This is a genomic window from Dysgonomonas sp. Shenzhen-Wh21 (genome assembly GCF_043392705.1).
Taxonomy (GTDB): domain Bacteria; phylum Bacteroidota; class Bacteroidia; order Bacteroidales; family Dysgonomonadaceae; genus Dysgonomonas.
Map to the genome: position 1 here is coordinate 66,814 of NZ_JAIXHZ010000078.1, position 12,374 is coordinate 79,187.

Sequence of the window (12,374 nt, forward strand, 5' to 3'; positions counted from 1 at the left end):
GGCTTATGCGTCAACAAATCTAATATTTATATAATTTTATGGTTAGGCTAAACGTATATGAATGTGTTTAGAAGCCCCCCAATTTATCTCATTTAAGACATGCCCCGCAATGATGGGAGCTCGTACTCCATTGTTGAATGTAATGCCCGAAATTTCTATGAAGGCTTCATCCCACAATCGTTTATCTATAATATTTTGAAGCAGTTCTTGTCCTCCCTCAACGAGTACCGAAGTGATTTTCCGCTTTTTAAGCGTCGTGAATATGTTTTCCAATACATTTTCGTCGAATGGAATTTGGATGAAAGTAACCTTCTCCAGCTTCGGAAAAGACTCCTTTTCGGTGAATACAATCGTTTCTACTTTTCCATCAAAAATCGTATAATCGAGCGGTATGCGTCCTTGCCTGTCGAGTATAACACGTACGGGGTTTTTTCCATACCAATGTCGTGTTGTGAGCGACGGATTGTCTTTTATTGCTGTATTTGTACCTATCATAATTGCAGGAACAACTGCTCTTTTCTTATGTACAAGCATTTTCGAAAACTCATTCGATATCGGCGTTGGCTGAGGAATGTCTTTCTCGTCTCTGGCTTTGTCTATAAAACCATCCTGAGTCTGTGCCCACTTCAGGTATATATATGGCCTGCCTTTTGTTTGTATGGTAAAGAATTCTTTGTTTAGCTCCCATGCTTCCCGCTCTAATATTCCTATATCAACCTTTATGCCGGCATCTTGCAGCATCTTTATTCCTCGTCCCGAAACAGCAGGGTAGGGGTCGAGGCATGCGATAACTACATGCGGAATCTGGTTGTCGATGATCAGTTGGGCACATGGAGGTGTTTTTCCTTGGTGTGCACATGGTTCGAGTGATACATAGATGGTAGACTCTTTGAGCAATGATTTGTCTTTCACGCTGGCGATGGCGTTCACTTCGGCATGGGCTTTGCCATACTCACGGTGAAAGCCTTCTCCTATTATCTTATCGTTGTGAACTACCACAGCACCCACCATCGGATTGGGACTTACAAATCCTTTTCCATTGAGTGCCAGTTGCAGGCAACGATACATATATTTTTCGTCAACAGTCATTCTTTTGAGTTTCTACAACAGAGAAACGCAATTATTACGAGGTTATTTTACTGTAAAGATTTTTTTATAAAATATTATTTGGCTGCGATTACTTCTATTTCCACCAATGCTCCTTTTGGCAGGTCTTTGACAGCAAAAGCCGAACGTGCGGGGAATGTTCCCGAAAATTGTGTAGCATACACCTCATTCATTGCTCCAAAGTGAGCTATGTCGTTTAGCAATACGGTAGTTTTTATGATATTATCGGTTGTAAGACCTGCTTCGGCAAGGATCGCTTTAATGTTTTTGAAACATTGTTCGGTTTGTTCCTTAGCACCACCTTCGGGAAAATCACCCGTTGCCGGATCGATAGGAAGTTGTCCCGAAAGAAATACCATACCATTTACTTCTACAGCCTGACTGTATGGCCCTATTGCCGCAGGTGCATTATTCGTTGAAATTATTTTTTTCATTGTACGCTGAGTTTGAATGATGAAAATTATTTTATGCCCTTCTGGCGTATCACTTCATAGATCAGTACTCCGGCGGCAACAGATACATTGAGAGAGCCTATTGTGCCGAATTGAGGTATTTTTACAAGATTGTCTGCTATTCTCAAGTTGTCGTTCGATACTCCCGTGTCTTCCGCACCCATCACAAAAGCTATTGGACCAGAGTAATCAACAGCTGTATAGTCGTCAGCACCACGCTCGGTGGCTGCAACTACTTTTATTCCGCTATTTTTCAGGAACTGAATCGCATTGGTAAGGCTTTGCTCCTTACATACAGGAATTTTGAGCAATGCTCCTGCTGATGTCTTTATGGCATCGGCATTTACGGTTACGCTACCCTTTGCCGGTATAACGATTGCATCTACACCCGCTACTTCACATGTGCGTGCAATAGCTCCGAAGTTGCGCACATCGGTGATTCCATCCAGCACCAAAATGAAAGGGTCTTTCCCTTGCTCATACAAGAAAGGAATGATGTCTTCGATATGCTCGTATGTGATAGCCGAAAGGAAGGCAATTACTCCCTGATGGTTTTTGCGTGTAAAACGGTCGAGGCGTTCGTTGGGTACACGTTGCACCGCAATGTCTCGTGATTTCAGCAAAGCAAACAATTCCTTCGAAAGGTCTCCTTGAAGTTCACGTCTTACAATTACTTTATCTATTTCTTTTCCGGCTTCTATGGCTTCTATTACAGCACGTATGCCGAAAATCATTTCTTTCTCTTTCATTCTGTTATGTTTAGGGTCGCAGACCTATTTGTTATTTTTGTATGTATGGCAACAACTGTTCGTTGAGATTGATAATGTTACATTAAATCTCCCGGGTTGCCTATCTGTTCTCTTTGCAATGTTAATTTACTTTTTTTGTATCCATATCCAAAATATATGATCAATCCGATTGCAAGCCATATAAGGAACATTACCCAGTTTGACCATCCCAGCTCTGTCATCAGATATAAATTGGTAAGGATTCCCAATACGGGGAGCAACGAAAACTTATATCTGAATGCCGCAACAGACAATCCCAGCCAAACAGCCCAAAAGACTATCAGCAAGGGTTTTCTGGCGACAACCTCTGTATAATCGGTTTTACCAATAAACAAAGATACTCCAACTATGAATAATATAAAAATGATATATTGTCCATTTATGTAGGGAACCTTAAATTTAGCTTTTTTGCTTTCTCCTTTATGATCGAGAAACAGCACTCCCGAACACACAAGGATAAATGCAAAGAATGTGCCTACACTGGTAAGATCGACCACAAATTGCATGTCGAGAAACAAAGATGGTATACACACTACAACTCCTGTAATGATAGTGGAGAAGGACGGAGTCTTGTATTTGGGATGGATTTTCGAGAACTTAGGCCATAGCAATCCGTCGCGGCTCATTGTCATCCATATACGGGGCTGTCCGATCTGGAAGACAAGTATTGCGCTCGTGATAGCAATTATCGCTGTAAAAGATATTACCCCTGCCACAAAATCCATATTTACCAATTGGAATACGTATGCTAAAGGGTCGTCTACACCCAAGTTTTTATAGTTTACCATTCCCGTGAGTACAAGTGCTATCGCAACATACAATATGGTGCATATCCCCAAGCAGTAAAGCATTGCACGAGGCATGTCCCGTTGTGGATTTTTGCTTTCTTCGGCTGTGGTAGATATAGAGTCGAAGCCGATGAAGGCAAAGAATACAGCAGCCACACCCCCGAGAACGCCTTGTATGCCATTTGGCGCAAAGGGAGACCAGTTTTCGGGCTTTACAAAAAATGCTCCGATAAGGATTACGGCCAGTATTATCCCTATCTTGAGATATACCAGCAAATTGTTGAGCGCTTTAGATTCCTTTATTCCCAAAAAGACAAGAAAAGTAAGTGCGGTAACTACAAGTCCCGCAGGCAGGTTGATCAATATTTTTGAGCCGAATAGTTCGGGAGCATTCTGGTATATTTGGGCAGCCTTTAGTATGTGTGCAGGCAGGTCTGTACCTCCATGCAACACTGCATTATGGGCTTTGTATGCCGTGGCGTATCCTATGGCAAGCCAGTCGGGCCACTGTACGCCAAACCCTTGCAGCAGGGTGGTGAAATATTCCGACCACGAAATTGCTATCACCATATTCGATACGGCATATTCGAGTATCAGCGCCCAGCCTATTGTCCATGCAAATATTTCGCCTAACGACACATAGGTGTATGTGTATGCACTACCGCTCACTGATATCATAGATGCAAACTGAGCATAACACAGCGCTGTGAAAATGCAGGCTATGGCAACAAAAACAAAAAGGAGCGACACTGCCGGTCCTCCATGAAAAGCTGCACGTCCTATCGTGCTGAAAATACCTGCGCCCACAATGGCAGCAATACCGAAAAGCGTCAGGTCTCTCACACCGAGTACTCTTTTCATTCCCGAGCCCATAGAATCGCCCTCGCCAGAGATGCTATCGATGCTCTTTTTTCGTATAAAAGAATTTAAATTCATCTATGTAAATATTCTTTTTCTATATTATAAAGGACTTGTAGATATATCAGGAAGCGTAAATATATCGCTAATTATAATTTTGATTTTTAGAGATTGATCGTATAAATATCATATACTGTGGCTCTCGCTCCGAACCCTTCTTTTTGTTCTATCAGTCCTTCGTTGAGATACAGTCCACTGTCTTCGGTGGAAACCCCATAGTCGAAATACTTCTTGTCGGGATATGCTTCACTGATTATGTGATCTACCAGCAAATCTGTAGCTCCCTTCTTCTTTCCTTCGTCCGATGCTGCAATGTATTGGATATGTGCGACTGTTTTGGTTTCGAAAATAAGGCAGCCTGCAACTATATCTTTATCCTTATTTTTTACCGTAAAGAGATGTATATTTTTAGGGAATTTCTTTTTCAATAAAAGAATTTCTTCCAGAGAATGTACCGGCTGCTTGTTGTATCGTGTTTGCAGATTGTGTTCCAAGATTTTCCAAAAACCTTCCCAATTGTCAGATTTTTTTACTTTCAGATCGCTCTTTTCGGCTTTTTTTATCCCTCGTTTTCGTAGTTCCGAATATTTTATTTTTTCGGAGATGAGTATCGACGATGATATATTTCGTTCTGTAAGCTCTGCTTTGTTGCGAAAGAGGGCATACAGGTCTTCTTCTGCTGGTTGCTGATGATAGATATGAGGAATAGCTTTGTAAACAATCTTCTTTATCCCTTGCCTGCGAAATGTGATGGTAAGGTACTCAAATGCAGATAATATATTTTTTGCTTTTGTGTCCTTGCTCATTATCATACCGCCGTATGTCAATCCCTTGTGAGAATAAAACACTTTGTTTTCGAGATGTCCGGGCAGAAGAGCAATCAATTTCCCTTTTTCGAAGAAGAGTAGAGAATAGTCTCTAAAGCGGTTGCCGTGATATTCTATAAAATCCCGATATAAAAGAAATGTGCCATTTTTCGAATTGCGAACAAAATTATCCCATTCGAGCTTGAAGTCGGGCGTGTATATTTTAATTTCCATCCTGACGGTATTTGATGAAATCTGAATAAGAATGAATGTAATTCATAGGATCGTATTCGTCCGATGCTAATGCCATACATCTTGCGTTGGTCGAATACTCTGTCTCTAACGCCCATATACCGGGAGGAATATGAAGCCCGTAAGAAGAGCTATCAAGGGTAACTGTTTTTTTATTTATCCCGTCATTCAACTCTACTACGAAACTGCCATTTATAGCAATCAGTATTTCGTGACAAAGTTTATGGGCATGCATCCCTCTTCTTTCTCCTTCGGGGATATCATAGATATAGAAAACACGCTTTACTGAAAAGGGGATATCGTTTGCTATATTTATATTCTCCTCCAGAGGGATCAGCGCACAATCTGATACTGTATATCTATTTGACGAAGAAGCTTTTTTAGCGGAAGCTTTAGTATTCTTTTTTGATGAAATAATCAAGCCAACAGCATTGTCGGATATGTTTTTTATCTCGCTTTTATCTTGAATATAAAGTGCTTGGTGAGGCTCGTCGAGAGTATATCTTCTATCGTTAACGGATATTTCTACAACGCCTTGCAAGGCAATCAATATCTGCTCGTTCTTTTCTAAGTCTTGCTTTTGCGTAATCAGCGAAACACAAGAGATATCGAACGGTATATGCTGCCCTATTTCGGCAAAGGTAAGCTTGCCCCGATGGTCTGTGATGATTGGTAATTCGATAAAACTGTCTCTCTCCATATCCATTATCTTAGCCAAGGTTCAGGATTCATCTTGTTTGTACCTTGCCAGAGTTGGAAATGCATTTGAGAGTAGCCCGTGTCGGGATCGGTATATACTTTACCCAACGACTGGCCGGTTTTTACGGTATCACCTTGTTTCACATATATGCTCTGTATATTGCCATAGAAGGTGTAATAGTTTCCATGACGGACAATGATACAGGTATTATATCCCGGAATTGCGGCTACGTAAGTTACTTCACCATTAAATACCGATTTGGCATCGGCTCCCGCCTGAGATCGAATGTCTATACCTCCGCTTGAGGTGGTTACATTCCATTTGCTGTGCTGGTGTGTACCAAAACGTGTGGTGATGGTTGCGTTTCCAGATATAGGGTAAGGAAGTCTACCCTTATTTGCCGCAAAGTTGTTCGATAATGTTATATTTTCGGGAGTAGAAGTGGCAACAGGAGTACGTGTTGTTGTTCTGCTTTCACTCGATCTAGTCCGAGTCTTATTCTTATTATTGGTTGTCGCATTATTATTTTTCGCTGCTTCTGCACGTGCTTTTTCCTCAGCTATTCGTTTTGCTTCACGTTCCTGACGGGCTACCTCTTCGGCTATGAGCTTGGCTATTTGTCTGTCGAGGGCTTCGGCTTGCTTTCTCTTCTGAGTCAGTATTTTTTGGAGGTCTTTCTGTTTGCTTTGTGCTTCGCTAACCTCTTGCTGATAATTTGTTTCTTCTTTCTTTAGTTTATCTTGTTCCGAAGACCGAAGATTGATTAGCGTCACCTTTTCGGTCTTTACTTTCTTCAACGCTTCTTTTCTTTCTTTGAGCGTTTCGCTCTTTTCTTTTATCTCGTCAGCCTGCTGACTTCTCCACTCCGAGTATTCTCTCAGGTAACGCATTCTTCGGTACGATTCGGTGAGTGATTTGCCCGATAGGATAAACAGTAATTTGTTTTCTCCTTGCCTGTTGCGTTGCATGGCATCGATTGCTTTGGCGTAATTGGCTTGCTTCGCTTTAAGCTCGGCTTCGAGAATTACAATTTCCTTCCCTATCTGTATTTCTTCGGCAGATATACCGCTCACTTCCTGTTCGAGAAGGCCTAATACTTTTTGACGCGAAAATATTTGGTTCGAGATCAGTTTTATTCTGTCTAGGAGGTTTGTTGTTGTTTTCTTGGTTTCACGCAGTAGCTTATCAGTATTTGAAATCTCACGCAAGGCATCTTTCCTTTGCTGCTCCAGTTCTTTTATTTTGGCTGTTTGAGCAAAAGAAGAAATACTAACGACGAGTGTGAGTAAGAGAAGTGTTTTTCTCATTTCAATTTTATGTAAGCTCCTATAATATCCGAAAATCCAACTTTTTTGTATTTAGAAGGAATCGATGTATCTACACTAAAGTCTTTATCTATATCCAGATTGTCGTATGAAATATTGATGTTGGCTTGTTTTTTTGCAAAGCTAACCTTCGCTTCCATATTTGTGGGGTATACACGATTGTTGTCTTTGATAAAGTTGCTGTAATCCCATTGGATGGAAACATTCTTTTTCTCCTGAATGATAAGAGTAGATATAATTCTGTCGGACGCATCAACTTGGAAGTTGTACAACAAATCGCTTTTGCCTTTTGTTTGCATCAGATACGTATCGTTTGTTGAAGTAACTTTAAATTTGCCGAAGTCTTTATTTACTACCTCTTTATATCCGGGGATAAACAACCTGTTGGTAAACAGTGCCTGAAGGTTGTAATAATTGAAGTCGAAGCCTGCAACTACTTTCGAGTCTTTGTAGCGTTCGGCCATGTATTGTTTTTTTAGGCGGTCTATAATAACTATACTGTCGGGCGTGAAGTTGATGCGCATAGCCTCTCCCCCTATAAACGGTATTCGTACCGAAGCCTGAAGTATACTGTCTTTTATTATTTTAAATACCGCAGGAACTTTTTGTGACGATTTGCCCGACTTGAACTCGATACTGCCTTTTGTGGTCAGCGTTTTATAATCGAGCTCCGATCTCAGGGCGTCGGCAATCACTTCATTGTTGTTTTTCTCGGCTAATGTGCCTCCTGTAGTCAGCGTCTTTTTCGATCCGCAACTGCTGATAGCAAAAGGTATTGCCAGAGTGACAAGTACTATAAGTATATATCTGTTGGATAGTTTCATTTTTCGACAAAGTAAGTTTTTGTTTCAATTTTTTTGTCCAGCGTTTTCGACTTGCTGTCACCTTTCTCTTTTGCCTTTATCCAGTATTCCAGTGCTTTTTCGGTCTCTCCGGTTTTGTATAGTACATCGCCGTAATGCTCGAGTACTTCACTGCTGATTTCTGTCTTTTTTTCTTCGCTATACTTTATGGCGTTTTCTATATATATTTTTGCCATCGTGTAAGCTCCTTGCTCAAACAATACCCATCCGTAGGTATCCAAATAGGTAGGGTTTGTTGGTTCTGCTTTTACCGTAACGCTACTCATTCTCTCTGCCTTGTCCAAGTTTTTCTTGGCTACGGAAAGAAAATAGCTATAATTGTTGAGCACACCCATGTTGTTTGGGTTATACTCTATCGCTTTGTCGTAGGTAAGGAATGCGCTGTCGAGCTTGTTGAGGTGGTAATACAGGTCACCTATTTGCCCGTAGAAGTCGGATAGAAGAGATACGTTTTCTTCGTCTACATATACCACTCCTTTTTGAAGTGTTTCCAGTGCAGTGTTATAATCATCTTTCATATACTCCGAAATACCCAAGTAGAAGTAAAACTGAGGTTGTTCGGGGTTGTATGATATGGCTTGCTTACAAACTCTGATTGTCATGTCTAAGCTATCAGGAAATGCTGTGCTCAGCAGTTGCTCCCATCCTACCGGGTTAGTTGGATTGGCTTCTGCAAATACCTGATATTGGAATCGTGCTTCCTCTTTTTTGTTTTGCATCATCAGCAGATTGCCATACATGAGGTTTAGCTTCGGCTCTTGCGGATGTTGTACCATCAAGGAGTCGAACAGCTGATTGGCGACCTTCGTATCCTGTCTGTTTTGCTGCAAAGTGCCTACATACTGAGCCAGAATAGCCAACTTGGTGTCGATCTCCATCTTGCGGCTCATAAGGGCTGTGTGAAGTTCTTCTTCGGCTGCCTCTTTGTTGTTTGTTCTTTCGTAATATTCAGCAAGTGACGATATCAGATAAGGATCTTCGGGGTCGATGGATTTTGCTTTACTGTAGACCATGTACGCCTCATTGTTTTTCCCTGCTTGCAAGTATAAGTTGGCAAGCAATATCTGATATTTTATTTCGTACGGATATTTGTCTATATACTTTTGTATTTCTGCAAAAGCCTTGCTCTCTTGTTTTATCGCTGTATACAGTTGGTACTTATGCAGGCTGATCTTTTCGTTCAGTCCTACTATTTGCTCCATCTTGTCGAGGGTCGATATCGCCTTGTGTATGTTTCCATCCATGCGATAGGCTTCCGACAGATATACATATAAGTCCGAGTTGTCGGGGTTGGATACAAGAAGCTTTTCGAACTGTTCTATAGCGTCGCTATATTGCTTAAACTCTAGGCAAAGGCTTGCATAGGCCATGTTGTAATAGAAGTTGCTTCCGTCGTAACTTGTAGCCTTACGATAGAAATCCAATGCCTTATTTTTATTATCCAGCGAATTGTAATAATTCCCCAATTCGTAATACACATTGGCATTGGTAGAATCGATAGCCAAGCAGTATCCCAAAAGGTCGAATGCCGAGTCAAATTTACTTGTCGCTTTGGCATTCATAGCCTCGTGAAAGTAATAGTCAAACTTGCGCTTGTCATCTTCCGACAGTTTAGCCATCGGCAGGTCTTGGGCTTGAGATACGACACTGTTTTTGACGGTCTTCTTCTGTGCCGATAGATCGGAGAATGCTGAGACAACAAATAAGAAGAGAAGGACGCTGTATATAGTTCTTTTCATATAAGAATATAGTTCTTTTTTATTTTTTTCCTGTGTGTCCGAATCCTCCGTCGCCACGCTCAGTCTCACTGATCGAGTCTACTTCTTCCCATACTACTTGCGCATGTTGGGCTATAACCATCTGGCAAATTCGTTCACCATTGTTTATAACAAAGTTGTCGTTGGATAAGTTGACTAAGATAACACGGATTTCGCCCCGATAGTCGGCATCTATTGTTCCCGGAGAGTTCAGTACGGTCAATCCGTGTTTGGCAGCCAATCCGCTGCGAGGGCGTATTTGCGCTTCGTAGCCCTGTGGTAGTTCCAGATAGAGCCCTGTAGGAACCATCGTTCTTTCGAGGGGTTTTAGCGTGATCGGATTTTCTATATTAGCCCTGAGGTCTACTCCTGCTGAATAAGGGGTGGCATACTCGGGAAGGGGATGTTGCGATTTATTTATGATTTTTACTTTCATTGTAATGATTTGTAATACCTTATTATATAGTGTGCGAAATTAGTTAAATCTTTGCAATCTACTTCGCTAATTGATAAAAATTAAGAATTAAAGAAGTTGTTTAAAGTTTTTAGATAAAGCTTTTGATCGATAAAGCTTTTTTGAGTTTTGGATATTTGTTTACAATCGGTATCTTTGCAGCCTAACAAAATATATAAAAAATGGCAACAGCATACCATAATTTATCATCGTACGATCCGGCTACAGTGCCCAGTGGAGTAGAAATGACAGTCGGTATCGTGGTATCGGAATGGAACGAGAATATAACGAAGCCTTTGCTTGATGGAGCGTATAGCACATTGAAAAAGCATGGGGTGAAAGAAGAAAATATTCTGATCGACTTTGTTCCGGGAAGTTTTGAGCTTGTTTTTGGTGCAAAACATCTGGCAGAAAATAAGCCGGTGGATGCCGTTATCGTTATCGGATGCGTAGTAAGAGGAGATACTCCACATTTTGACTATGTATGCAGTGGCGTAACTCAGGGTATCGCAGATATGAATATTCGCTATGATATTCCATTCATATTCGGACTTTTAACTACCGACGACATGCAGCAGGCTATAGATCGTGCCGGAGGCAAGCATGGTAACAAAGGGGATGAATGCGCAATAACTGCGATAAAAATGATAGATTTTTACCGTAGAAATTTGGAGGAATAAATAAAAGTATTACCTTTGTATCCGCAAAGCAAAAAGGGCAGTTACCAAAGCGGCCAACTGGGGCTGACTGTAACTCAGCTGACTTACGTCTTCGGAGGTTCGAATCCTTCACTGCCCACTTTTTGAGATGCAAATTATACATTGCGGAAGTAGCTCAGTTGATAGAGCATTAGCCTTCCAAGCTGAGGGTCGCGGGTTTGAGCCCCGTCTTCCGCTCTGATGACAGAAAAGCAATTACAGAAATGTAGTTGCTTTTTTTGTCCTAAAAAATACTGCTTTTAGGTGTAAAGTTAGTAGGGTATTGTAAGAACGTTAACACAACCACGATTATGGGTATTGAGATTGTACATGAATTTTACAAAAAGCAGATCGCTTACTACTGAAGTGTGAATAAAGTTGTCAATGTTTTCTGTCTACAGAAATTCTTCCAATATATCAAATTCAGTATTTAAATAAGGGGGGGATGTCTTCTGTTTGAAGATGTGACTTTTTGTGTGAAATTGCAAGCAAAATAAAGAATTATAACGAAGCGTATAGCCAGCTATTTGTTCATTAGTGAATATTGATATGATAATTTAACAAATTCGTTTTTTATCGAAACTATTGATTTGAAATATTTTGAAGGGTCGCGCATTTCGTCTAAATTTGTGTTAATTCTAATCTGTCAGCGGATTGTATTGGGATTATATAGATTTTAAACGAGAAGTGTTAAGGTATTATCCCATATTCGGAAAATCGCCAAATTTTAATCGCATAGGGGTAGTAGCAATTGGCTCTCACGTTCATTTGGTTTATACGTTTTTTAGTATGAATTATATATGAGCGTGGGGTTAGTTGTCTATCTATGCGATGGGTGTTTGGCGATACCTCTGAATGTGATAGTACGGCTGATTCCCACGCTTCCATATATATTTATCCTGTCTTTCGAGGGGAACAGAAAGGCGTAAATAAAATAAAAATGGACATTAAAAATGAATTCTACAATTGTTTACAAGAGAGAGGTTTATTTCCTGAGTGTCATGTTGATCGCTTTATCACTTTTATTTATAACGGAAATACATTTAGTATTCGTCCGCTTCATAATGTTGTTGGAGCCGATATCGAGAATGTAGTTTGTATACCTTTAGAGACTGAAATGTTCAGCCTGATCCTTTATAACCTGCACAGCTACGAACTACCCGAAGACAAGAGAGGGGAGATGCTTAATATTGCAGCAAATATTAATTTGAAATATAAAGGTATTAAAACAATTCTGGGTATCGATGACGATTGCCATGTTGAAATTCATCTGCAATTATTGAATAGTTTTTCGCGAGAATTGAAGAATAATTTGGAGAAAATTCTTGATAACATGATATTGGCGAATAATGAAATTTCCGGATTGTTAGAATCATAATAATATAATCCCAAGAGGGTTTGTTATATCTTATAAGAATCAAAACAAACTGAAAGGATAAATTCTTGTTTGTTATTTTTCTTACTAT

The 12,374-nt window shown here is 40.4% G+C and carries 12 protein-coding genes and 2 tRNA genes; 4 read left to right on the forward strand and 10 right to left on the reverse strand.

Annotated features, from left to right (window positions below; genetic code table 11):
* Window positions 1-42 precede the first annotated feature (42 nt).
* From ribD to dut, 10 genes are all read right to left on the reverse strand, one after another.
* On the reverse strand, window positions 43-1,089 hold the full coding sequence (gene ribD / locus LDB17_RS05030; RefSeq protein ID WP_252638391.1) for a bifunctional diaminohydroxyphosphoribosylaminopyrimidine deaminase/5-amino-6-(5-phosphoribosylamino)uracil reductase RibD: 1,047 nt from the start codon (window positions 1,087-1,089) through the stop codon (window positions 43-45).
* A gap of 74 nt (window positions 1,090-1,163) precedes the next feature.
* The gene (locus tag LDB17_RS05035) at window positions 1,164-1,541 is read right to left on the reverse strand and encodes a RidA family protein (RefSeq protein ID WP_006843843.1); all 378 of its coding nucleotides are present in this window, start codon (window positions 1,539-1,541) and stop codon (window positions 1,164-1,166) included.
* Window positions 1,542-1,567: 26 nt separating this feature from the next.
* Window positions 1,568-2,308, reverse strand: coding sequence for a 23S rRNA (guanosine(2251)-2'-O)-methyltransferase RlmB (gene rlmB / locus LDB17_RS05040; protein ID WP_252638390.1), 741 nt, complete (start codon window positions 2,306-2,308; stop codon window positions 1,568-1,570).
* A 77-nt stretch (window positions 2,309-2,385) separates the two neighbouring features.
* Complete coding sequence (locus LDB17_RS05045; RefSeq protein ID WP_252638389.1) at window positions 2,386-4,071, reverse strand: amino acid permease; 1,686 nt, start codon at window positions 4,069-4,071, stop codon at window positions 2,386-2,388.
* An 86-nt stretch (window positions 4,072-4,157) separates the two neighbouring features.
* Window positions 4,158-5,093, reverse strand: a complete 936-nt coding sequence (locus LDB17_RS05050; RefSeq protein ID WP_252638388.1) for a GNAT family N-acetyltransferase — start codon at window positions 5,091-5,093, stop codon at window positions 4,158-4,160.
* On the reverse strand, window positions 5,083-5,811 hold the full coding sequence (locus tag LDB17_RS05055) for an FdtA/QdtA family cupin domain-containing protein (RefSeq protein WP_252638387.1): 729 nt from the start codon (window positions 5,809-5,811) through the stop codon (window positions 5,083-5,085). Before LDB17_RS05055 ends, LDB17_RS05050 begins: the two co-directional genes overlap by 11 nt.
* A 5-nt stretch (window positions 5,812-5,816) precedes the next feature.
* On the reverse strand, window positions 5,817-7,118 hold the full coding sequence (locus tag LDB17_RS05060) for a murein hydrolase activator EnvC (RefSeq protein ID WP_252638386.1): 1,302 nt from the start codon (window positions 7,116-7,118) through the stop codon (window positions 5,817-5,819).
* Window positions 7,115-7,960 (reverse strand): DUF4292 domain-containing protein, encoded by an 846-nt coding sequence (locus tag LDB17_RS05065; protein WP_252638385.1) that lies wholly within the window; start codon window positions 7,958-7,960, stop codon window positions 7,115-7,117. The genes LDB17_RS05060 and LDB17_RS05065 overlap by 4 nt, the downstream gene beginning before the upstream one ends.
* A complete protein-coding gene (locus LDB17_RS05070) occupies window positions 7,957-9,738 on the reverse strand; it encodes a tetratricopeptide repeat protein (RefSeq protein ID WP_252638384.1) in 1,782 nt (593 codons plus the stop codon). The genes LDB17_RS05065 and LDB17_RS05070 overlap by 4 nt, the downstream gene beginning before the upstream one ends.
* Before the next feature lie 19 nt (window positions 9,739-9,757).
* The gene (gene dut / locus LDB17_RS05075) at window positions 9,758-10,192 is read right to left on the reverse strand and encodes a dUTP diphosphatase (RefSeq protein WP_006843835.1); all 435 of its coding nucleotides are present in this window, start codon (window positions 10,190-10,192) and stop codon (window positions 9,758-9,760) included.
* 200 nt (window positions 10,193-10,392) lie between these two features.
* On the opposite strand from dut, the gene ribH reads away from it, so the two are divergent.
* The 4 genes from ribH (at window position 10,393) to LDB17_RS05095 (ending at window position 12,286) form a co-directional block, all read left to right on the forward strand.
* Entirely contained in the window at window positions 10,393-10,890 is a 498-nt protein-coding gene (ribH, locus tag LDB17_RS05080) for a 6,7-dimethyl-8-ribityllumazine synthase (RefSeq protein WP_252638383.1), read from the forward strand.
* A gap of 35 nt (window positions 10,891-10,925) precedes the next feature.
* Window positions 10,926-11,008 (forward strand) — tRNA-Tyr (locus LDB17_RS05085).
* 25 nt (window positions 11,009-11,033) lie between these two features.
* Window positions 11,034-11,106 (forward strand) — tRNA-Gly (locus LDB17_RS05090).
* Between the two features lie 742 nt (window positions 11,107-11,848).
* Entirely contained in the window at window positions 11,849-12,286 is a 438-nt protein-coding gene (locus LDB17_RS05095) for a hypothetical protein (protein WP_135104593.1), read from the forward strand.
* Window positions 12,287-12,374: the final 88 nt, after the last annotated feature.